At 70.7% G+C, this 25,303-nt stretch carries 2 protein-coding genes (1 of these 2 running past the window's edge); both read right to left on the bottom strand.

From position 1 onward, the window contains the following. A protein-coding gene (locus FOH10_RS00690) for a non-ribosomal peptide synthetase (protein ID WP_143979219.1) crosses the window boundary here: on the bottom strand, nt 1-7,019 show its start. It extends 18,304 nt beyond the left edge of the window; the window shows 7,019 of its 25,323 coding nt (coding positions 1-7,019); its start codon is at nt 7,017-7,019; its stop codon lies off the left edge, out of view. Further along, nucleotides 7,019-25,303, bottom strand: a complete 18,285-nt coding sequence (locus FOH10_RS00685) for a non-ribosomal peptide synthase/polyketide synthase (RefSeq protein WP_143979218.1) — start codon at nt 25,301-25,303, stop codon at nt 7,019-7,021. Before FOH10_RS00685 ends, FOH10_RS00690 begins: the two co-directional genes overlap by 1 nt.

The following is a 25,303-nucleotide window of genomic DNA, read 5'->3' as shown; positions in this document are numbered from 1 at the left end:
ACCAGGTCGACAGAGCGGCGCAGGTCCAGGGCGACCAGGGTGTCCGGTCCGACACCCTGGGCGACCAGGTGACGCGCCAGGCGGTGGACCTGGGCGGCGAAATCGCCGTAGGTACGGCTGATGCCCTGGTGGACGACCGCGGTGGCGAAGGGGCTGCGGGCGGCGCGCGCCTCGAACGGCGACAGCAGGGTCGCGCCGTCGGGCAGCGAGTGCTCGGTGTCGTTCCACTGCTCCAACACCAGGGCCCGTTCGGCGGTGCCGAGCAGGTCGATATCGCCGATCCGGATCCGCGGGTCGGCGATCACGGCCCGCAGTACCCGGACGAAGCGGGTGGCGAAGGACGCCGCGGTCTCGGCGTCGAAGAGTTCGTCGGCGTAGCGCAGGCTGCCGCCGAAGCCGCCGGAGCGTTCGCCCGCCACCAGGTGCAGATCGAATTTCGCGGTGGTGTCCGCGATCTCTATGGGCGTGATGGTCAGACCGGGTAGGGACAGTCGCGCTGCCGTGTTGTCGTCGGTGACGCTGAGCATGACCTGGAACAGCGGATGCGCGCCGGTGGAACGATCGGTGACGAGGTCGTCCACCAGGCGCTCGAACGGCAGGTCGGCATGGGCGAAGGCGGCCAGATCGGCATCGCGCACCCGGGTCAGGAAGTCCGCGAACGGCATCGCGGCATCTACCCGGGTACGCAGCACCAGGGTATTGACGAACATGCCGACCAGGTCGTCGAGTTCACGGTCACCGCGCCCGCCGACCGGTGCGCCGACGGCGATGTCACCGGTGTCCGCGAGCCGGGACAGCGTGGCTGCGAAGGCGGCGTGCACCACCATGAACAGGGTCGCGCCGTGCGAGCGGGCGATGTCTCGGAGCCCGGACAGCACGTCGCCCCCCGCCTCGAACTCGACCGCTCCCCCGGTGTTTCGTGGTCGCGCGGGTCGCGGTCGGTCGGTCGGCAGCGGTAGGAGGGCGGGTAGTTCGGCGAGAGTGTCGCGCCAGAAGCCCAGTTGCCGATGGGCGAGATCACCTGGGGTGGCGTCGGAGCCGAGCAGTTCACGCTGCCAGAGCGTGTAGTCGGCGTACTGGATGGCGAGCGGCTCCCAGTCGGGAGACTGGTTCGCGCGGCGAGCGGTATAGGCGCGCACGAGATCTCGGACCAGGGGCGGCATCGACAGCGCGTCACCGGCGATATGGTGCAGCACCACGACGAGGATGTACTCGTCGGCGGTCGATACGGTGTCCGTGGTGTCCTCGCTGTTCGCGTCCCGGTCGACCAGCAGCAGTGCGAGGCGAGACGGCAGATCGCGGGTGACATCGAACGGAGCGCGCACGATCGCGGCCACGGCCTCGGGCACGTCGGCGGCGGCCACCGGCACCGGACTCAGGCTGAACCCGACCTCTTCGACGGTCAGTACGCGCTGGTACGGACCGGATTCGGTATCCGGGTAGCAGGTGCGCAATGATTCGTGCCGGGCCAGCACATCCAGGGCGGCCCGTTCCAGCGCCGAGGTGTCCAGGTGGCCGCTCAAGCGCAACACCACGGGCAGGTTGTACAAACCGGACCCGCCCTGTTCGCTCTCCAGGCGGTTGAGGAACCACAGCCGCTGTTGGGCCAGCGAGAGCGGCACCCGGTCGGGACGGGCGCGGCGCGTGAGAGCCGGCCGCGGCACGGTATCGGTGAGCGCACCGACAGCGGTAGCGAATTCGCCCACCGCCGGGGCCTCGAAAAGGATGCGGACCGGTATCCGCGCATCCAGTTCGGCGCCGATCCGGGCGGTCACCCGGGTGGCGGTGAGCGAACTGCCGCCGAGGGCGAAGAAATCGTCGTCCAGCCCGACGCGTTCGATCCCGAGCACCTCCGCGAAGACCCCCGCCACCAGGCGCTGGACCGCGTCGACCGGTGCGCGGAAACGCCTGGCCGCCAGCACCGGGATCGGCAGCGCCCGGCGGTCCAGCTTGCCGCTCGCGCCCAGTGGCAGGGCATCGAGTTCGACGATGGCGGTGGGCACCATGTACGCGGGCAGCCGCCGGGTCAGGCCCGCGCGCAGCCGGTCGACATCGAGGTCGGCCCCGGGCGCGCGGACGACATAGCCCGCCAGGTAGTCACCGGCCTCGGCGGTGACCAGCCGGACCGCGGCCTGGGCGACCTCGGGTGCGGCGGCGAACGCGGTCTCGATATCGGCGAGTTCGATGCGCTGGCCGCGGAACTTGATCTGGAAGTCGATGCGGCCCAAGTAGATCAGTTCTCCCTCGGCGGACCACTTCACCAGGTCCCCAGTGCGGTACATGCGTTCGCCGATGCCGAAGGGGTTGGCCACGAAGCGATCCGCGGTCAGATCGACCCGCCCGTGATAGCCGCGCGCCAATTGCGCACCGGCGAGATACAGTTCGCCGGGTACGCCGATCGGCGCGGGGCGCAGTCGGGTGTCCAGCACGTACACCTGGGTGTTCCATTCCGGCTCACCCATGGGTACCGGCTGGTCGCCGGGTTCGTCCACCTCGCGAGCGGTGACGGTGACGGCGGCCTCGGTGGGACCGTACAGGTTGTGCAGTCCGGCGTCGCTCACCGCGCGGAAGGCGGCGACGGTCTCCGGCGGAAACGCCTCCCCGGCGACGAAAACATCGCGCAGCGAATCGAGTTCGCCCGGACGCGCGTGGGTGGCGAAGACCGCCAGCATGGACGGGACGAAGTCGGTGAGCGTAATGCCATGCCGGGCGATGGTTTCGGCGAGGTAGCGGGCGTCGCGGTGGCCGTCGGGAGCGGCGAGCACCATGGTCGCGCCCGCGCGCAGCGGCAGGAAGTAACCCCACAGTGAGACGTCGAAGGTGCTGGCGGTCTTCTGGAGGTAGCGGTCGGCGGCCCGAACGCGGTATTCGGCGTGCATCCACGCCATCTGGTTGGTGATGGCGCGGTGGCTCACGGCCACGCCCTTGGGGGCGCCGGTGGAGCCGGAGGTGAACAGGACGTAGGCCGGATGGTCCGGGTGCAGGGGGGCGCGGCGTTCGGCGTCGGTGATCCGTGCGGCCGAGTGCGCCCGGGGGTCGAGGTCGTCGACGCGGTACAGCGGAGCCTCGAGACCCTCGGGAAGTGTGAAGTCGTCGGTGGTGGTGGTCAGCACCACCCGTGGACGGGCGGTGGTGAGGATGTGGGCGATGCGGTCGGCCGGGTGGCTCGGATCGACGGGCGCGTACGCGCCGCCCGCGCGCAGCACCGCGTACATGGCGATGACGAGTTCGACCGAGCGCGCCATGGCGAGCACGACCAGCGATTCCGGTCCGACGCCCGCGTCGATGAGCAGCCGGGCCAGACGGTTGGCCCGCTCGGACAGTTCGGTGTAGGTGAGTTCGGTGTCGCCGGAGATCACGGCGACGGCGTCGGGCGTGCGGCGTAGCTGGGCGTCGAAGCCCTCGTGCAGGAACCGCTCGGCGACCTTGTGCCCGGTGGCATTCCAGCTCGAGGTGACATAGTCGAGTTCGCCCGCGCCCAGGAGTTCGATATCACCGATCGGACGATCCGGCTGCGCCGTGGCGGTGCGCAACAGGCGCAGAAACTTGGCCGCGAACTCTCGTACCGTCGCCTGATCGAAAAGATCTGTGGCGTAGGTGAATTCGGCACGGTACCCGGCGTCACACTCGGAGACGGTGAGGTTCAGGTCGAATTTGGCGAAATCGGAGCGGAATTCGACCGGCGTGGTGTCCAGGCCCGGCAGCACGGGTGTGGTCGTGCCGAGGTTCTGCATGAACAGCGCGACCTGGAACAGTGGGTGCCGGTTGCGGGCGCGGGCCGGATTGAGCACTTCGACCAGACGCTCGAACGACACGTCGCGGTGGGCGAAGGCGCGCAGGTCCCGCTCGCGCGCGTGCGCTACCAGTTCGGTGAACGACGACCCGGCCACCACCCGGGTGCGCAGCACCAGGGTGTTGACGAACATGCCGACCAGATCGTCCAGCGCCCGGTCTCCCCGCCCGGCGACCGGGGTGCCGATGGCGATATCGGTGGTCCCCGATAGTCGTGCCAGCAGCGCGGCCAGTCCGGCGTGCAGAACCATGAACGGGGTCGCGCCGCCGACGGCGGCCAGCCGGTCGACGGCCGCGCGCAGGTCGGCGTCGATGGTGAACTCGAGCGAGGCGCCACGATAGCTCGATACGGCCGGGCGCGGGCGGTCGGCGGGGAGATCCAGCTGGGCGGGCAAATCGTCGAGTTCGCTTGTCCAGAACTCGAGCTGGCGGGCAACGGTCGAGTCGGGATCGTTCTCGTCGCCGAGCAGCTCGCGTTGCCACAGCGCGTAGTCGGCGTACTGGACCGGCAACGGCTCCCACCCGGGACCGTCACCGTCACGGCGGGCGCCGTAGGCCAGCACCAGATCACGCACGAGCGGAACCAGGGAGACGCCGTCGGCGGCGATGTGGTGCACGACCAGCACCAGGGCATGGTCGGCGGGACCGATCCGGAGCAGTTCGACCCGCAGCGGCACCTCACCGGAGACGTCGAATCCCCGTCCGGCCGCCGCCCGCACCGCATCGTTCAGCCGCTCCGCGACGATATCGCGCGGGGTGAGTTCGACGGCCATATCGTCGCGAACGACCTGGACCGGTCCGGCGGCGGTCTGCGGGTAGTAGGTGCGCAGGATCTCGTGCCGTGTGACCAGATCGGCGACGGCGGCGCGCAGTGCCGACGTATCGAGTTCGCCGCGCAGCCGCAGCGCAACCACGATGTTGTCGACCGCCGCCGTATCGAAACCGTCAGTGGCGGATTCGGATTCGGTGTGCGCCAGGCGGTTGAGGAACCACATGCGCTGCTGTGCGGGTGACAGCGGCACCAGATCCGGACGCGGTCGCGCCACCAGGGCCGGCAGGGACGCCGCCGTGGCGGCGGTGTCGGCCAGCGCGGCCAACGCCGCCACCGTGGGGCGGTCGAAGAAGTCACGCACGTCGATGGCGATGCCCAGCGCCTCGGCGGTGCGGGCGATGGCCCGGGTGGCGATCAGCGAGTTGCCGCCCAGGGCGAAGAAATCGTCGTCCGCCCCGATCTGCTCGACCCCGAGCAGATCGGCGAAGATGGCGGCCACGGTGAGCTCGGCGGCCGTTTCCGGCTCGCGGTACTCGGCGGTGCTGTCGGTGAACACCGGTTCCGGCAGGGCACGGCGATCCAGTTTGCCGTTGGCGTTCACCGGCATGTGGTCGAGCACCGTCAGCAGTGACGGCACCATGTACTCCGGCAGCAGTTCGCGGGTCGACGCGAGCACCGCCGCGGTGTCCAGATCGCGTTCGCCGACCACATAGCCCACCAGATGGTCACCACCGGCGTGCCGGTGCAGCACCACGGCCGCCTGCGCCACCGCGGCGTGACGCAGCAGGGCGGCCTCGACCTCGCCGAGCTCGACGCGCAGGCCGCGCAGCTTCACCTGGAAATCGCTGCGGCCCAGGTATTCCAGTTCGTCGGGACCGCCGTCCACGGTGGGTGTCCAGCGCACCAGGTCGCCGGTACGATACATCCGATCACCAGGCGCGCCTTCGGGATTGGCGACGAACCGCTCCGCGGTCAGACCGGGCCGCGCCACATAGCCGCGGGCCAGCTGCACGCCCGCCAGATACAGTTCACCGACCACCCCGGACGGCACCGGGCGCAGATCGTCGTCCAGCACCAGCAATTCGGTGTCGTCGGCGGCCGCGCCGATGGGCACCGTATCGACGTCGGCGGCGGTAACCTCGTGGGCGGTGACGTCCACGGCGGCCTCGGTGGGGCCGTACAGATTGTGCAGACAGGCACCGCTCACGTCGCGGAAGGCGGCGGCGGTCGCGGCGGGCAGCGCCTCACCGGAGGCGAAGACGGCGCGCAGCGAATCGGCCACCCCCGGCTCACCGCGGTCGAGTGCGAGCGCGGCCTCGGCGACGAAGACCGCCAGCATGGACGGGACGAAATGTGCGATGGTGATGCCGTATTCGTCGATGGCACGCAGCAGGTAGGCAGGGTCGCGGTGACCGTCGGGCGCCGCGATCACCAGCGTCGCACCGGTCTGCAACGGCCAGAAGAACTCCCACACCGACACGTCGAAGGTGAAGGGCGTCTTCTGGAGCACCACATCGCTGTCGTCGAGCCGGTAGAGCCGTTGCCGCCAGCGGAGATTGGCGACAATGGCGCGGTGCGACACCGCCACGCCCTTGGGGCGGCCGGTGGAGCCGGAGGTGAAGATGACGTAGGCGGTGTTGCTCCCTACCGGCTGCGATAGGTAGGGATCCGCACTGAGCGTGGTGGCATCGGGGGCGATGTCCCCGGCGGTGCGCTCGAACTCGTCGATGCACAGCACCGGCACGTCCGCGTCGAGATCCGGCCGATCGTCGGTGGTGGTGAGCACCAGCGCGGGGGCCGCGACGTCCAGCACGTAGGCGATGCGGTCGGCGGGGTGATCCGGATCGATCGGCACGTACGCGCCGCCCGCCTCGAGGATGGCGTACATACCGATCAGCAATTCGACGGAGCGCCTGGCCGACAGCCCCACCAGCACATCGGGCCCGACGCCGTAGTCCAGCAGCCGCCGGGCGAGCGCGTGCACGCGGGTGGCGAATTCGGCGTAGGTGAGACTCTGGTCGCCGCAGCGCAGCGCCACCGCGTCGGGAGTACGCTCCACCTGCTCCTCGAACAAGGTCACCAGGGTTTCGACCGGGGCGAGGTTCGGGACCAGCACCCCGGCGGCCGCGTCGACGGCATCGGCGAGCAGCTCGTCCAGCACGGCGGCCAGCGCGCCTTCCGCACCCTCCATCAGGCCGGGCAGCTGACCGGAGACCACGACCTGGACCAGGGCGTCGGGTTCGAGCGCCCCGCCCATGGCCTCGGCCAGCACCCCGACCTCGGCGGCCAGGGCCGCGTAGGTGACAGTGGTGTCGCCGTGCCGCAGGGCGACGCGCTCGGGTTCGAGCGCGGCCACCGTTTCGATGAGATTCGGCAGGTCCGCTGTGCCGTAGGCGCTGCGCAGCGCCGCGTGACTGCCGAACCGGCTCAGGGCTACCGACTCCGCGTGTTGCATCAGACGTTTCCTTCCGTACTTGCCGAGCGAAGGACCAGACCGCGCGCATCCCCCGCGAGGGTGTGCAGGGCCTGGGTGAGGCCGCCCGCGCCGAGGGCGGCCACGATGCCGGGTGCCAGTCCGGCGAGGGCGACCTGCACCACTGCCTCCGGCTTCGCTGCCGCGCCCATGGCGCGGGCCACGGCGGCGATCTTGGTGTCCAGGGCGTGGTAGGTGATGCGGTGCTCACCGTGGGCGAGCGCGATGACATCGGGTGCGAGGGTGGCGGCGGCCGCGACGAGCGCCGGAAGTTCCGCCGGATGCTCCAGGCTCCGCCCGCCGACGTCCGGATCGACGACGGCGGCAGTGGTTTTCGCCCCGCGTCGCTCCCGCTCCGCCGCGGTGCGGATATCGACCGCACGCACCGGGGTGGCGGGATCGTCGGCGATGGCCCGCAGCACGAGCAGCAGGCGGTCGGCGAGCAACCGGACCGTGGCGGCGTCGAAGATATCGGTGGCGTAGGCGAACCGCAGTCGCAATCCGGTCACCCGACCGCGCTCGTCGTAGCGTTCCATTCCGGTGAGATGCAGGTCGAACTTGGTTTCGCCGAGTTCGGGTTCCAGCACCTGCACCTGCACACCGGGCAGATCGACCTTTCCGGTGGGCATGTTCTGGAAGGTCAGCATCACCTGGAACAGCGGCGAGTACGAGCTGGATCGGGTGCGGCCCATGGCCTCCACCACGCGCTCGAACGGCACATCGGCGTGGGCGAACGCCGCGAGATCGCGGTCGCGCACCTGCCGCAGCAGTTCACGCACCGGCAGCGCGGCGTCGACCTCGGTGCGCAGCACGACCGTGTTGACGAACATGCCGATGAGGTCGTCGAGCGCCCGTTCACCACGGCCCGCGACGGGTGCGCCGATGGCGATGTCGCGCACACCGGACAGCTTCGACAGCAACACCGCGAAGGCGGTGTGCACCACGCCGAACAGGGTCACGCCGTGCTCGCGCGCCACCAGCGCCAGTCGAGCGGTGAGGTCCGTCCCGGCGTCGACCTCGAGCGCGTCGCCGCGCATCTCGCGCCGTGCCGGGCGGGGACGATCGGTGGGCAGCGGGAGCTGTTCCGGCACACCGGCCAGTTCGGCGGTCCAGAACGCCAGCTGCCGGGACAGCAGGCTGCCGGGATCGGTGTCGGAACCGAGCAGCTCCCGCTGCCAGGCGCTGAAGTCGCCGTACTGGATCGCCAGCGGTGCCCAGGCCGGAGTGGCACCGCTCAGTCGTGCGGTGTAGGCGAGCACCAGATCACGGGTCATGGGCGCGACCGAGTAGCCGTCGGCGCTGATGTGGTGCAGGACCACGACGAGCACGTGTTCGGTCGGCGCGGTCCGCCACAGACGAGCCCGCACCGGAGCGGCGGCGGTGACATCGAAACCGGCGGAGACGAACTCGCCCATCCGCGCGTCGAGTTCGTCGTGCGCCAGCGGAACCGGCGTGAGATCGAACTCCACCGCGCTCACGGCGAGCACCTCCTGCACCGGCTCACCGTCGATCTCCGGGTAGCGGGTGCGCAGAATCTCGTGGCGGCCCAGTACATCCCGCACGGCGGCGGCCAGCGCCCGCCCGTCCAGCGTGCCGGTCAGCCGGATGGCGACGGGAACGTTGTAGGCCGCGGCGTCGGGCCGCAATCGGTTGAGCACCCACATGCGCTGCTGGGCGAGCGATAGCGGCGCGGGGCCGGTGCCGACCCGCCGTGTCGGGAGCGGGCGGGCCGCATCCGACTCGGCGGTGGTCAGCCGCTCGGCGAGGCCGCCGACCGTCGGCGCGTCGAATACCGCGGCCACCGGCACCCGCACGCCCAGATCCTCGCCGAGGCGTGCGGCCAGTCGGGTCGCCATGAGCGAATTGCCACCCAGGGCGAAGAAATCGGTGTCCACACCGATGAGCGCGTCGGTGTCGATAACCTCCGCGAACGCGGCGGCCACCAGTTTCTCGGTGACGGTCGCCGGGTCGCGGTGCGCCGTGTCGGGCAGTACCGGATCGGGCAGCGCGGCCCGGTCGACCTTGCCATTGGCATTGAGCGGCAGGCTGTCCAGTACGACCACGGCGGCCGGGACCATATAGCTGGGCAGCGCACGGGCGAGGGCGGCCCGCAGCGCCGCGGCCGTGTCGTGGTGCTGCTCCGGATTCGCCTGCGGCACCGCCGCATAGGCGATGAGCCGGTTCCCGGCCGCGACCGGCCGGGCGACCGCCACGGCGGCGCTAACCCCGTCGCAGTGGCGCAGTACCGTTTCCACCTCACCGAGTTCGATGCGGTGGCCGCCGATCTTGACCTGGAAGTCCGCGCGGTCCAGGTACTCCAGGGCGCCGTCGGCGCGCCAGCGCACGATATCGCCGGTGCGGTACATGCGGCCGCCGCAGAACGGGTCGGCGACGAAGTGGTCGGCGGTACGGGCGGGCCAGCCGTGATAGCCGCGGGCCAGCTGATCACCCGCCAGGTACAGCTCTCCGGGCACGCCCACCGGCACGGGCCGCAGGCGGCCGTCGAGCACGTACCCGCGGCTGTTCCAGGCCGGGCCGCCGATCGGCACGGTGTGCGCGGTCGGCTCGCGCACCTCGTGCGCGGTGATCGAGACCGCCGCCTCGGTCGGGCCGTAGAGGTTGAACAGTCGTGCGCCGCCTGTCTTCTCCAGGAACTCGGCAGCGGTGGCCACGGGCAGGGTCTCACCGATGGTGAGCACGGCACGCACCGGAGCGGGCAGCGGTCCACCCGCCAACAGCATGGCGAGCAGCGACGGCACCGGATGCAGCACTGTGACGCCGTGCCGCTCGATCAAGGCTCGCAGCCGATCCGGATCGCGTTCGTCGCCGGGCGCGGTCACCACCAGACTGCCGCCGGTGACCAGCGGCGACCAGAACTCCCACACCGACAGGTCGAAGGTGGCGGGCGTCTTGAGCAGCGCCCGATCGCCCGGACCGAGGTCGAAAGTGCTTTGCAGCCAGTGCAATTGGTTGACGATGGCCGCGTGCGTCACCGTGACGCCCTTGGGCTTGCCGGTGGAGCCGGAGGTGAAGATGACGTACGCCGGGTTGTGCGCACGCAGCGGACGGACCCGCTCGTCGTCGCGGATCGGTGCGGGCGACAGCGCGGTGAGGTCGAGCACGTCGACCTCGTGCACCGGGACGGCGGTGTCGAAGGGCAGCCCGTCGGCGGCGGTGGTGAGCACGCAGACCGGTGCGGCGGTGTCGATGATGTGGGCGATGCGTTCGCCCGGGTGGTCGGGGTCGATCGGCACGTACGCGCCACCGGCCTTGACCACCGCGTACATGGCGACGACCAGATCGATGCCACGCCGCATGGCCAGCGCCACGGTGCGCTCGGGAGCGACACCGCGGGCGATGAGGTGGCGGGCCAGCCGGTTCACGCGGGCGTCGAACACGGCGTAGTCGAGCGGGTTCCCGTCGGCGTCCAGCAGCGCTACCGCATGCGGAGTACGCGCGACCTGAGCATCGACCAGGGCGGCGAGCGTGGTCGCGGGCACCGGGTGCGCGGTGTCGTTCCAGTCCCGCAGCATCCGCTGTCGCAGTTCGGGTCCCAGTAGGTCGATGTCGCCGACGGCGGTATCCGGCGCGGCCGCGATCGCGGCCAACGTCCTGGCGAACGCGTCCACCACTCGCCGGGCGGTGTCCGCGGTGAACAGGTCGGTGGCATAGCCGAGGGTCATCGCCATACCGGCGGGCGATCCGGCCTCGTCGTATTCGTCGACGGCGAACAGGTGCAGATCGAATTGCGCTATGTCGTTGTCGAATTCGATCTCGGAGACGGTCAGGCCGGGCAGTCGCAGGGCGGCCCGCTCGTGGTTCTGGAAGGACAGGCCGACCTGGAACAGCGGATGCCGTGCGGTGGAGCGTTCCGGATTGAGCACCTCCACCAGACGCTCGAACGGCACGTCGGCGTGGGAGAAGGCGGCGATATCGGTGGTGCGCACCCGAGTCAGCAGCTCCGTGAAGGGCGCGGCGGCATCGACGTCGGTGCGCAGCACCAGGGTGTTGACGAACATGCCGATCACGTCGTCGAGCGCGCTGTCGCCGCGCCCGGCGATGGGGGTGCCGACGGCGATGTCTGGGCTGCCCGATAGCCGGGCCAGCAGCGCCGCGAAGGCGGCGTGCACCACCATGAACAGAGTCGCGCACCGTTCCCGGCCCACCGCGATGAGCCGGGCGTGCAGATCGGCGTCCACGGTGAAGTGAATCCGCTTGCCGCGCAGACTCTGCCGGGGCGGACGGGGATGGTCGGCGGGCAGGTCCAGCTGGTCGGGCAGACCGGCGAGCGTCTCCCGCCAGTAGTCCAGCTGCCGGGCGGCCAGCGAGCCGGTGTCGTGTTCGGAACCGAGCAGCGCGTGCTGCCACAGGGCGTAGTCGGCGTACTGGACGGCCAGCGGCATCCAGGCCGGAGCACATCCGTTCAGGCGGGCCGCGTAGGCCACCACGAGATCCCGAACGAACGGCACCAGCGAGGAGCCGTCGGCCGAGATATGGTGCAGCACACCGACGAATACGTACTCGGTGGCATCGATACGGAACAGCCGGACCCGGACCGGGATATCGACGGTGACGTCGAAGGTGGTGTCCGCGAGTTCCCGAATACGCTGGGGCAGTTCGGATTCTGTGACCGGTTCGGGAGCGACGCTCGGCACGGCCCGATCGGTGGGCAGGATCACCTGCGCCGCCCCGGCGGCCGTCTCCGGATAGACGGTGCGCAGCGACTCGTGCCGGTCGATCACGTCACCGAGGGCGGCCGCCAACGCCTCGACATCGAGTGCACCCGAAAGCCGCAGCGCCAGTGGGATGTTGTAGGCCGTGGAGGTGCGGTCGAAGCGGTTGAGGAACCACATGCGGTGCTGCGCGGGCGACAGCGGCAACCGCTCCGGTCGCACCCCCGCCCTCAGCACCGGCCGTGGGGCGGATTCGGCATCGGTGCCGATGCGGGCGGCCAGGTCGGCCACCCGGGGGAATTCGAACAGCATCCGAACGCCGACTGTCGCGTCGAGAATGCCGCCGATGCGGGCCACCGCCTTGGCGGCCAGCAGCGAGCTGCCGCCCAGGGCGAAGAAGTCGTCGTCCGCGCCCACCTGGTCCATGTCCAGCAGGTCCGCGAACACACCCGCGACGATCTCCTCGGCGAAGGTGGCGGGCCTGCGGTAGGTGCGGGACTCGAAGACCGGCGCGGGCAGTGCCGCCTTGTCCAGTTTGCCGTTGACGGTCAACGGAATGCGCTCGAGCACGACCAGGGCGGAGGGAATCATGTGCTCGGGCAGCCGTCGGGCGACGGCTTGGCGCAGCGCGGCCACTTCGAGCTCGTCCACGTCCGCGGGCACGACGTAACCGACGATGCGGGCCTCGTCGTCCCCCTCGCCGCGTCGCACCACCACGGCCGCCTCCCGGACACCGGGCTCGGCCAGCAGCGCCGCTTCGATCTCGCCGAGTTCCACCCGGAAGCCGCGCAGATTCACCTGCTGGTCGGCCCGGCCGAGGTATTCGATATCGCCGGTGGCGGTCCACCGGGCCAGATCACCGGACCGGTAGGCCAGCGCACCGGGCGCACCGTAAGGGTCGGCCACGAAACGGGCGGCGGTGAGGCCGAACCTATTCAGATAGCCGCGCGCGAGTTGCCCTCCCGAGACGTAGATCTCGCCCGGTACGCCCACCGGCACCGGCAGCAGGCGCGAGTCCAGCAGGCGCATGGCCAGTCCCGGCAGCGCGCTGCCGATCACGCTGGCGCTGCCGGTGTCGGCCGGAATGGGCCGGTACGAGGTGTGCACCGTGGTCTCGGTGATGCCGTACATGTTCACCAGCACCGGAGACTCCGGATGCCGAGCGAACCAACCGCGCAACCGCTGCGGTTCCAGCGCCTCGCCACCGAAGATCACATAGCGCAGCGCCAGATCATCCGCGGCCTCCGCGTCGGCGGCGATCAGCTGATAGAACGCGGTCGGCGTCTGATTGAGCACCGTCACCCGCTCGGTGGCCAGCAGTTCCCGGAACTGACGCGGCGACCGCGAGGTGAAATAGTCGACCAGCACGATGCTGCCGCCGTAGAGCAGAGCGCCCCACAGCTCCCACACCGAGAAATCGAAAGCGTACGAGTGGAACATGACCCACACGTCCGACGGCCCGAAACCGTAGTGACGGTGCGTATTGTCCAGCAGGCGAATCACATTCGCGTGCGGGATCACCACACCCTTGGGCCGGCCGGTGGAGCCGGAGGTGTAGATGACATAGGCGGCGTTGGCGGGGTCGAGCGGGGCGCGCCGGTCGGCGTCGGACACCGGGACATCGGGGTAGCCGTCGAGATCGACGGTGTCCACATCGATCACGGGCCCGCCGAACCAGCCCGCGGGCAGATTCGCACCACCACTGGTCAGCGCACACACCGGCCGCGCGTCATCGACCACGTACTCGATGCGATCAGCCGGATAATTCGGATCGATCGGCAGATAACCACCACCCGCCTTCACCACCGCCAACAACGCCACCACCAGATCCGCGGTCCGCGGCAACGCCACCGCCACCAACGCCTCCGGCCCGACACCGGCGGCGATCAACCGACGCGCCAACCGATTCGACCGCGCATCCAACTCGGCGAAGGTGAGTCGCTCCGCTCCGGCCCGCACCGCCACGGCGGCGGGGTCGATCATCGCGGCCCGCGCGAAACGGTCGGCGATGGTGTCACCGGCCGCGATATCGGCCCCGGTGCGCGACCATTCGTGCAGGGCACGCCGCTGTTCCTCGGCGCTGAGCAACTGGATGTCGCCGACCACCACGGTGCGATCGGCGGCCACCGCGGCCAGCACCTGTTCGAAGCGGCGAGCCAGCACCGCGATGCTGTCGGCGTCGAAGAGATCGCGTGCGTAGGTGATCTCGACCGCCATGCCGCCGGCGCGGCCGTCGGCGTCGATGTGCTCGGTGATGGTGAACTGGAGGTCGAATTTCGCGGTGCCGGTATCGGCGTCCTCGGCACGCACGGTCAATCCGGGCAATTCGAGGTCGGGCAGCGCGAAATTCTGGAAGGTCAGGGCCACCTGGAACAGCGGATGCCGGTTACGTGCCCGGGCCGGAGCCAGCTCCTCGACCAGCCGCTCGAACGGCACGTCGGCGTGCGAGAGGGCCGAGATATCCGTTTCGCGCACCTGCCCGAGCAGCGTGTCGAAACTCAGGCGCGGGTCGACCTCGGTGCGCAGGACCAGCGTATTGACGAACATGCCGACCAGCCCGTCGAGTGCGCGTTCACCCCGTCCCGCCACCGGTGTGCCGATGGCGATGTCGGCGGTGCCGGACAGCCGCGCCAGCAGGACCGCCAGCGCCGCGTGCAGGGTGCTGAACAGCGTCGCATCGTGCTTGCGCGCCAGCTCGGCCAGACCGCTGTGCAGATGCGAGTCGATTCGCGAGCGATGGGTGCCGCCGCGTTCGGTGGAAACGGCCGGGCGCGGGCGGTCGGTCGGCAGGTCCAGATGTTCCGGCAGCCCCGCCAGGCGAGTGCGCCAGTACGCGAGCTGCCGCGCCAGCGCCGACGCCGGATCGGCGGCGGAACCGAGCGATTCCGCTTGCCACAGTGTGTAATCCGCGTACTGGACCGGTAGCGGACGCCAGGCCGGGGCCGTGCCCGAGCGGCGCGCGGCATAGGCGGTCATGAGGTCCGCGGCCAACGGGCCGAGCGAGAAACCGTCGGCGCTGATGTGGTGCAGCACCAGGGCGAGTACGTGCGTCTCCGGGACGGTGTCGAGCCGCAGGAGCACGGCGCGCACCGGGGCCTCGCGGGTCAGATCGAAGCCGGTCGACACGAATTCCGTTATGCGTCCGACGATGTCGGCCGCCGTCACGATCAGCGTCGCCAGCGCTCGCGGTGCCGCGGGAAGCACCTGCTGGTGCGGCCCGTCCGGACCGTCCGGGTAGATGGTGCGCAGTGCTTCGTGCCGATCGATCACATCGCCGAGCGCGGTCGCCAGCGATTCGGTGTCGAGTGCGCCGGTGAGCCGGATGACCAGCGGGATGTTGTCGGCGGCCGAATCCGCGTCGAAGCGGTTGCGGAACCACATGCGCTGCTGCGCGTACGACAGCGGCAGCCGGTCGGGGCGCGGCCGGGCTTCCAGCGGAATGCGGGTACCGGCACCGGCATGCTCCTCGGCATGGGCGGCCAGGGCGGCCACACCGGGATGTTCGAACACCGCGCGGACCGCGAGCTCGGCGTCCAGCGCGGCACCGATGCGCGCCACCGCCTGCGCGGCCAGCAGGGAGCTGCCGCCCAGGGCGAAGAAGTCGTCGGCCGCGCCGACCCGCTCCAGGCCGAGCAGCTCGGCGAACACCCCCGCGACGATCTCCTCCGCGACACCGGTGGGACGCCGGTAACCGGTGGTCTCGAACACCGGTGCGGGCAGGGCGGTGCGATCGAGTTTGCCGTTGACCGTCAACGGAATATGCTCCACCGCGACCACGGCGGCGGGGACCATGTACTCGGGCAGCCGCCTCGCCGCCGCCTCCCGCAGCAGCGCGGGGTCGACCGCGGCGTCGGCCACCACGTAGCCGACGATGCGGGCCTCGTCCACACCCTCGTCGCGTCGCACCACCACGGCCGCCTCCCGGACACCGGGCTCGGCCAGCAGCGCCGCCTCGATCTCGCCGAGTTCGATGCGGAAGCCGCGCAGGTTCACCTGCTGGTCGGCCCGGCCGAGGTACTCCAGTTCCCCCGCCGGGGTCCAGCGGGCCAGATCGCCGGACCGGTAGGCCAGCGCACCGGGCGCACCGTAAGGGTCGGCCACGAAGCGGGCCGCCGTGAGCGCGGGGCGGCCGAGGTAGGCGCGAGCCAATTGGCCACCGGAGACATAGATCTCGCCCGGTACTCCCACCGGCACCGGACGCAGGCGCGCATCCAGTACGCGCAGCGCCAGGCCGGGCAGCGCACCGCCGATCACGCTGGTGGCACCCGTCTCCGGAGTGATGGGCCGGTAGGACGCGTGCACCGTGGTCTCGGTGATGCCGTACATGTTCACCAGCACCGGAGACTCCGGATGACGAGCGAACCAACCGCGCAACCGCTGCGGTTCCAGCGCCTCGCCACCGAAGATCACATAGCGCAGGGCCAGATCGCCAGCGCCCTCCCCGTCGGCAGCGGCAGCGGCGGCGGCTTCGGCGTCGGCGTCAGCGGCGATCAGCTGATAGAACGCGGAGGGCGTCTGATTGAGCACCGTCACCCGCTCGGTGGCCAGCAGTTCCCGGAACTGGCGCGGCGACCGCGAGGTGAAATAGTCGACCAGCACGATGCTGCCGCCGTAGAGCAGAGCGCCCCACAGCTCCCACACCGAGAAATCGAAAGCGTACGAGTGGAACATGACCCACACGTCCGACGGCCCGAAACCGTAATCGCCCTCGGTGTTGTCGAACAGCCGCACCACGTTTCGGTGCGGAACGAGCACCCCCTTGGGGCGGCCGGTGGAGCCGGAGGTATAGATGACATAGGCCGGATGGGCGGGATCCAGCCGCGCGCGGCGATCCCGGTCGGTCACCGGGGCCGCCGAGTAGCCGTCGAGTTCCACGGTGTCCACATCGATCACGGGCCCGCCGAACCAGCCCGCGGGCAGGTCCGCACCACCACTGGTCAGCGCACACACCGGCCGCGCGTCATCGACCACGTACTCGATGCGATCAACCGGGTAATTCGGATCGATCGGCAGATAACCACCACCCGCCTTCACCACCGCCAACAACGCCACCACCAGATCCGCGGTCCGCGGCAACGCCACCGCCACCAACGCCTCCGGCCCGACACCGGCGGCGATCAACCGACGCGCCAACCGATTCGACCGCGCATCCAACTCGGCGTAGCTGAGGGCGGAGCCATCCACTCGCACCGCCACGGCCGCCGGATCGATCGCCGCGGCGGCGGCGAAACGATCGGCCAGCGTGGCCGTCGCGTCCACTCCCGGTGCCGTGGTCGACCACCGGTACAGCAGGCAGTGCCGCTCCCCCTCGCCGAGCAGGCGGATATCGGCGACCGGCAGCGCGGGGTAGGCGGCGATCGTCTCCAGCATCAGCTCGAAACGTCCGGCGAGCATGTCGATGGTCGCCGCGTCGAAGAGATCGGTGGCGTAGGTGATCTCGACATCCAGGTCGCCGGTATCCGGTTCGGCCACGGTGAGCTGGAGATCGAACCTGGCCGTTCCGGTGGTCACCGGCAGGGCCGCCACGCGCAGGTCGGCCACCGCCCCGGCGGGCAGGCTGTGGTTCTGGAAGGTCAGGGCCACCTGGAACAGCGGATGCCGGTTCGTCACCCGGGCGGGGGCCAATTCCTCCACCAGCCGCTCGAACGGCACCTCGGCGTGGGCGAAGGCCCGCAGATCGGCGTCCCGCACCGCGGCCAGCAGCTCCGTGAAGGAGCGCTCCGGGTGCACCTCGGTGCGCAGCACCAGAGTGTTGACGAACATGCCGACCAGATCGTCCAGGGCCCGTTCACCACGACCCGCGACCGGCGTGCCGATGGGGATGTCGCGCTGGCCCGACAGGGTCGCCAGCAGTGCGGCGAAGGCCGCGTGCACGACCATGAACAGTGAGGCGTGCTGACTCTCGGCGAGCCGTCGCAGCCGGTCGCGCAGGTCGGCGGAGACGGCGAAGCGATGCGCGGCTCCCCGACCCGACGGCGTGACCGGACGCGGCCGGTCCGTGGGCAGGGCCAGCACCTCGGGCAGTCCGTCGAGTTCGGCGCGCCAGAAGTGGAGTTGTTCGGCCAGGAGGGATTCCGGGTCGTCGGCCGCGCCGAGCAGATCACGCTGCCACAGCGTGTAATCCGCGTACTGCACCGGCAGCGGCGTCCACTCCGGTGCGTCGGCGGCCCGGCGAGCGACATACGCGGCCAACAGATCGCGGGTCAGCGGGGCGATGGACCAGCCGTCGGCCGCGATGTGGTGCACCGCGACCACCAGCACGTGGTCGTGCTCCCCGGTACGCAGCAGCGTCAGGCGCAGCGGCACCCGTTCGGCCACCGCGAACGGTTCGGCGGCCAGGGCACGAATACGTTCGTCGAGTTCGGCAGGGGCGATATCCGCCGTCACGAGAGCCACGGCCGCCGCGTCGACCGGCAGCACCCACTGCCGCCCGATGCCGTTCACCGCCGGATAGACGGTGCGCAGCGTTTCGTGCCGCGCGACCACGTCGGTGACCGCGGCCGCCAGCGCGTCCCGGTCGAGTTCACCCTCCAGTCGCAGTGCGGCGACCAGATTGTCGGCGACGGACGCGGCGTCGAAGCGGTTCGCGAACCACATGCGCTGCTGCGCGTAGGAGAGGGGCACCGTCTCCGGCCGCACCCCCGCCACCAGCGGTGGCCGCGGACGCTCGATACCGGGGGCGATGTTGTCGGCCAGGCGAGCGACCGTCGGATGCTCGAACAGCAGGCGGACCGGCACCTCCGCGCCCATCGCCGCGGCCAGCCGCGCCGAAATACGGGTTGCGACCAGGGAGTTGCCGCCGAGTGCGAAGAAGTCGTCGTCGAGGCCGACCCGGCGCGCGCCCAGTACCTCGGCGAAGATCTCCGCGACCGCACGCTGCGCGGGAGTCACCGGGGCGCGGTAGGCCGTGGTGCGCACCTGAGGTTCCGGCAGCGCCGAGCGGTTCAGCTTGCCGGAGGCGGTGAGCGGCATCTCGGTCAACCGTGTGTAGGCGGTCGGCACCATATAGGAGGGCAGGGTCCCGCGCAGGCGCTCGCTCAGCACCTCGGCCAGCTCGGATTCGAGGAGATCGGTGACCACGTAGGCCGCCAGCAGCTCACCGGCGGAGTGGTGGTGCACCGTCACCGCCGCCGCGCGCACGTCGGGGGCGGCCAGCAGGGCGGACTCGATCTCGCCGAGTTCGATGCGCTGGCCGCGCAGCTTCACCTGGAAGTCGCGGCGGCCCAGGTATTCGAGTGCGCCCGCGCGGTTCCAGCGCACCAGGTCGCCGGTGCGGTACATGCGAGAGCCGCTGGGGCCGAACGGGTCCGGGACGAAGCGGTCGGCGGTGAGATCGGCGCGGCCGTGATAGCCGCGCGCCAGCTGTACGCCGGACAGGTACAGTTCGCCGGGCACCGTCGGCGGCACCGGTCGCAGGCGGGCGTCGAGGACGTAGGCGTGCGCGCCGGATACCGCGCGGCCGATGGGCACCGGGCCGGACGCGGCCGGGTCGGCGGGGGCGTGGGTGGCGTGCACCGTGAACTCGGTCGGGCCGTACAGGTTGTGCAGGGCGGCCTTGCTCACCCGGGCGAAGGCGGCGGCGGTTTCGCCGCCGAACGCCTCACCGGCCACCAGCACCGTTCGCAGCGAGGCGATATCGGCCGGTGCGACGGACTGTGCGAAGACCGCCAGCATGGCGGGCACGAACGAGGTCATGGTGACCCCGTAGAGCGCGATGGTCTCCGCCAGGTAGGCGGGGTCTCGGTGCCCGTCGTGGGCGGCGACCACCAGGGTCGCGCCGCGCACCAGTGGGGCGAACAGTTCCCACACCGAGACGTCGAAGGTGGCGGGGGTCTTGAACAGCACCACATCGGTGCGGGCGACGTCGTACTCGGCGGTGATCCAGGAGATCTGGTTCGCCACCGAAGCATGCTGGACAGCAACGCCTTTGGGGACTCCGGTGGAGCCGGAGGTGAAGATGACGTAGGCCAGGTTCGCCGCCCGCAGCGGCCCCCGGCGGTCCAGATCGGTCACCGGGTCGGCGGCGAAGGCGGACAGTCCGGCGGTGTCGACGACCACCACCGCCACATCGGTCTCGGCTTCCCAGCCGTCGTCCGAGGTGGTCAGCACACAGACCGGTCGCGCGGTCTCGACCACCCGGCGCACCCGGGCCGCGGGCTGGTCCGGATCGACCGGCACGTACGCGCCGCCCGCGGTGAGCACCGCGTAGGCCGCCAGCACGAATTCGGCCGAGCGCCGCATCCCCAGCACCACCGGGGTGTCGGGTCCGACGCCGAGCGAAACGAGCAGCCGGGCAAGCCGATTGACCTGCGCCGACATCTCCGCGTACGTGAGCACCCAGGGGCCGTCGATGAGCGCGACGGCGGCGGGGGTGGCCCGAACCTGGCGTTCGAATGCCGCGATCACCGTTTCGGCGAGCTCAGCGGTCACGGCGGTCGCGGCCACCTGAGCGCCCGCACCACCCGCGGCCGCCGCGGCTCCCGTGACAGCCGCCGCGCCCCCGATACGAGCGCTGTCGGTCCGCACGGGAGCGCGCTCGACATCCGACGAGTCGGCCACAACCTCCGCACCCGCACCGGTCCTTCTCTCGACGGCGCGCTCGGCATCCGCGATCGCGGTGGCACTCGCGGCGGTGTCGACGGGAACGCTCGGATCGGCGGCGCGGGCGGAAATTGTTGAGGGAGCGCCCAGCTCGAGGACTGCGCGAAGGTCGTTCGCGTCCAGGAGGGGCAGGTCGGCCACCGGGGTTCCGGGGGTGCGGGTGATGGTGTCGAGCAGGCGCAGCAGATAGCGCGCGTACTCGGCGATGGTGGTGGAATCGAATAGATCCGTGGCGAAGGTGAACTCCGCCTGGATCCCCGCCGGTGCCGGACCTTCCCCGGGACCGGCACCGGCGAAGCTTTCGGTGACCGCGATCGAAAGATCGAACTTGGTCACTCCGGTGTCCAGGGTACCCGCCGTGGCAAGCAATCCGGGCAGTTCGACACCGATACCCCCGGCGCCCGTCCAGGACAGCATCACCTGGAACAACGGATGCCGGGCTCGCGAGCGTGCCGGGTTCAGCACCTCGACCAGCTGCTCGAACGGCACGTCGGCGTGCGCGAAGGCGGCAAGATCGACTTCGCGTACCCGGTCCAGCAGCGCGGAGAACGGGATTCGTCCGTCGACCGGTGTGCGCAGTGGCAGCGTATTGACGAACATGCCGATCAGTTCGTCGAGTTCGCGTTCCCCGCGACCGCCCACCGGGGTGCCGATGACGATGTCGTCGCCTCCGGACAGCCGCGCCAGCAGCACCGCGAGCGCGGCGTGCACCAGCATGAAGGTCGAAACACCGTGTTCCTGAGCGGTTTCCGCCAAGCGCACATGCAGACCGGTAGGTACTTCCAGCAGGTAGGTCGCTCCGGCTCCGCTCGCCACCGCGGGACGCGGCCGGTCCGACGGCAGGTCCAACTGCTCCGGCGCGCCCGCCAGGGCCTCGGTCCAGAAGCGCAGCTGCCGCGCCGCGAGCGAGTGTTCGTCGGCGGGGTCACCGAGCCGTTCCCGCTGCCACAGCGTGTAATCCGCGTACTGCAACGGCAGCGGAGCCCAGCCCGGCGCGTGCCCAGCACACCGCGCCGCGTAGGCGGTCGCCACATCGCGCGCCAGCACAGGCAGCGACAGTCCGTCGGCGGCGATGTGGTGCAACACCACCGCCAATGCCAACTCCCGCTCGGCGATCAGGAAAAGCCGTGCGCGAAAGGGAATCTCGTGCTCTAGCTCGAAGCCCTCGGCCGCGAAGCGACGCAGTTCGGCATCCAGCTCCGCGGCGCTGATCGGCTCGGCGTCCGCCCCCATCGCACCCCCGGCGGCAGCCTGCGCACCCGCCACCGGGTCGACCACGCCCGACGCGGAATCGGCTGCACCCGCCAACGGATCGCCCACGCCCGGCACCGGATCAACCACACCCGGGACCTCGGCCGTGCCCGGCACAAGGGGAGTCGCGGCGGGGGTCTGGTCGGCTGGTACGTGGCCGAGCGGTTCGACGGGGGTCGGCCGTGCGTAATCCGCGCGCGGCGCACTGCCGCCGAAGAGTCCGCAGTCCATGCCGTCCGGCCAGCGGGGGTCCACGAACGACGATACCGCGTCGGCCGGCAGCACGCGCTGGCATGCGCCGGCATCGGTGCGTGGGAAGATCGTGCGCAGCACCTCGTGCCGGGCCACCACATCCGCGACCGCCGCCCGCAGCGCCGCGATATCCGCGTCGCCGCGCAGCCGCACCACGAACGGCATGTTGTAGTCGGCGCCGGTGCTGTCGAGCCGGTTCAGGAACCAGATGCGCTGCTGCGCCGGGGACAGCGGCAGTACCTCCGGACGCTCACGCGGCACCGGGACCGATGCGCCGACCTCCGCGTCGGCATCCACGAAATGCTGCTCGATCACGGCGGCCAGCGCCGCGACGGTGGTGGCGCTGAACAGCTCTCGCAGGCCGATCCGGCAGCCGAGCTCGGCGGCCAGCCGCGCCGACACCCGCGTGGCCACCAGGCTGTTGCCGCCGAGCGCGAAGAAGTCGTCGTCGCGCCCGACCCGCTCGTGGCCGAGCACCTCGCCCAGCACCCGCGCCACCGTCGCCTCGACCGGGGAAGCGGGGGCGGTGTAGGCCGCGGCGGTGCGGTGCGGCGCGGGCAGCGCCTTGCGATCCAATTTGCCGGAACTGTTGAGCGGCAGGTCGTCCAGCAGCAGGTAACTGGTCGGCACCATATAGGCGGGCAGGGCGCGCGCCGCGGCGGCCCGCAGCCGCTCCTCGCTCACCGCGCCCGGAGCCGACGGCACCGCATACGCGACGAGCTGGTCGTCGCGCACCAGCACCACGGCGTGCGCCACCCGCTCCACCGCGGCCAACACCGTCTCGATCTCGCCGAGTTCGATGCGCAGCCCACGCAGCTTCACCTGGAAGTCGGTGCGGCCCAGGTACTCCACCTCGCCGCGGGTGTTCCAGCACACCAGATCGCCGGTGCGGTACATGAGTTCGCCGGGGGCCGCGAACGGATCGGCCACGAAGCGCTCGGCAGTCAGGCCGGGGCGCGCCACGTAGCCCCGGGCGAGCTGAACCCCCGACAGATACAGCTCACCCGGGATCCCTACGGGAACCGGTCGCAGACGTGAATCGAGCACGTACAACCGGGTGTTGAACACCGGCGCGCCGATCGGCGCGAATTCGGCGTCCCCGCCGGTCACCTCGTGGCAGGTGACCTCTACGGCGGCTTCGGTGGGGCCGTACAGGTTGTGTACGCGAGCCCCGGTCAAAGCGGCGACGCGCAGTGCCGGACTCACCGGCAGCGCCTCGCCCGAGCACCATACGTGGCGCAACGTTCGAACTGCGTTGCGTCCCCCGGACTCCGCGCGTGCGTCCGCCGTCTCCAGCGCGGTCACGAAGGCCGTCAGCATGGACGGCACGAAATGCGCCGAGGTGATGCCCTCGCGGCGAATCAGGTCCGCGATGTAGTCGGGATCGGTGTGGCCGTCCGGGCGCGCCAGCACCAACCGCGCGCCCACCTGCAGCGGCCAGAAGAATTCCGGTACCGAGACGTCGAAGGTGAACGGCGTCTTCTGGAGGACGCGGTCGGAATCGGTCAGCGCCACATAGCCGGTCTGCATCCAGAGCAGCCGGTTGACGATCGATCGGTGGCTGACCGCCACCCCCTTGGGGCGGCCGGTGGAACCCGAGGTGAAGATGACGTAGGCGGTGTTCGCGGGCCGCAGCGGCGCGAGGCGCTCGGCGTCGGTCAGCGGCGCGCTCGGGTGGCCGTCGAGCTCGAGGGTGTCCACGCTGATCACGGGGGCGTCCAGGGCCGTGGGCCGGTCCGCGGTCCGGGTGAGCACGCACACCGGCCGCGCGGTATCGAGAATGTGGCCGAGGCGTTCGGCCGGATGATCCGGGTCCAGCGGTACGTACGCACCGCCCGCCGCCTGGATCGCGTACATGGCGATCACCAGTTCGGGTGAGCGCCGCAGGTGCAGACCCACGAGCGACTCCGGTCCGACGCCGAGCGAGATCAGATGCCGGGCCAGCCGATTCACACGTGCGTCGAGTTCGCCGTAGCTGAGCTCGCACCCCGGTGCGTCCGGGCAGCGCAGTGCCACGGCGTCGGGCGTCCGCCGCACCTGCGCGGCGAACAGGGAGACCAGCGTGGCGTCGCGTCCCACCGGGCGGCCGGTGTCGTTCCAGGTGCGCAGGCTCACCGTGCGTTCCAGCTCGGTGGTCACCGGCACGGCACCGAGCGGCGTCCGCGGATCGGCCCCGAGCAGCCGCTCCAGGAAGGCGACGAAACGGCCGTGGTGTCTGGCGATCTCGTCGTGGGTGTAGAGGTTCGGATTGGCCTCGAACTCCAGGTGCACCCGGTCGCTGTCGCCGTAGTAGACCTGCATGCTCAGGTCCTCCACCGGACCGCTGGTGAGCACGTGATACCGGCCGGGGGCGTCGCCGAGGGTGAGGTCGGCGGGGAACAGCATGATGTTGGCCAGCGGCCCATACAGCGTCCGCCCGCCGGGTCCGCCGTCGCGATCGGTGTCGCGGTGCATATCCTCGAGCCGATAGCGCTGGTGGCGCAGTGCGCCCGACACCTCCAGCCGGGTGGTGCGCAGCAGCTGCGCCCAGGTGGCGTCGGCGTCGAGTGGCAGCCGCAGCGGCACGATATTGGACAGCATGCCCGCCGAACGCCGCATGACCGCCGTGGTGCGGGCCGTCACCGGCATGGACAGCACGGCCTCCGGGCGGTCGGTCAGGCGTGCCAGGTAGGCGGCGAAGGCCGCCAGCAGCACCACCGCCACCGATGAATCATGGGTGGCCGCAAGGGAATTCATGGACTCTGTCAGCCGCGGCGGCAGTGCTCGGCCGTACCGGAGATTCCCGGCGGCGGGCGCGGCCACGCGCCGCGACAGGGTGGTGGGCTCCAGCCCGCGGATCCGCTCGCTCCAGTAGGCGCGGTCGGTTGCGAAGCGGTCGCTGTCGCGATACGACAGTTCGCCCGCCACCAGCGATTCCAGCGTTCCGGACCGGACCGGGCCGGGTTCGGTGCCGCGCACGCGCGCGGTGTAGCGCTCGGCCACCCGCATGGTGTTGGTGAGCGCGCCGAAACCGTCGAGCACGATGTGGTGCGCTCGCATGTACCAGAACCAGCGCCGATCGGCGACGCGCAGGACGGCTCCGGCGAACAGGCGATCGGTGAGCAGATCGACCGGCGCGGTGGCGTCGGCGCGCATCCATTCGTGGGCGGCGGCGATCGGATCGGCGGCGGCGCGCAGGTCGACGATCTGGTGTTCCACCGACAGCGAGGGGTCCACGACCTGCTGGGGTTGCCCGTCGATCTCCACGAAACGCACCAGGGCGGAACCGAATTCGCGAGCCGCGCCGACCAGCACCTGGTTCAGCAGCGCGGGGTCCAGCTCGCCGGCGACATCCACGTACTGCGCCACATTGATCGGCACCTCCGGATCGAGGAGCTGCGCGTACCAGACGCCCAGCTGCGCCGGAGCCAGCGGGAACGGCACGGGATCCGTCACCACCGGTTCGACCCGCCGGGCCACTCCGACACCATCCAACTCCGTACCCTGCAC

The sequence above is a fragment of the Nocardia otitidiscaviarum genome (assembly GCF_007362295.1).
In the GTDB taxonomy this organism is placed as follows: Bacteria; Actinomycetota; Actinomycetes; order Mycobacteriales; family Mycobacteriaceae; genus Nocardia; species Nocardia otitidiscaviarum.
The sequence above is the reverse complement of the archived record's forward strand: the minus strand, read 5'-3'. Positions and strand labels throughout refer to the sequence as shown.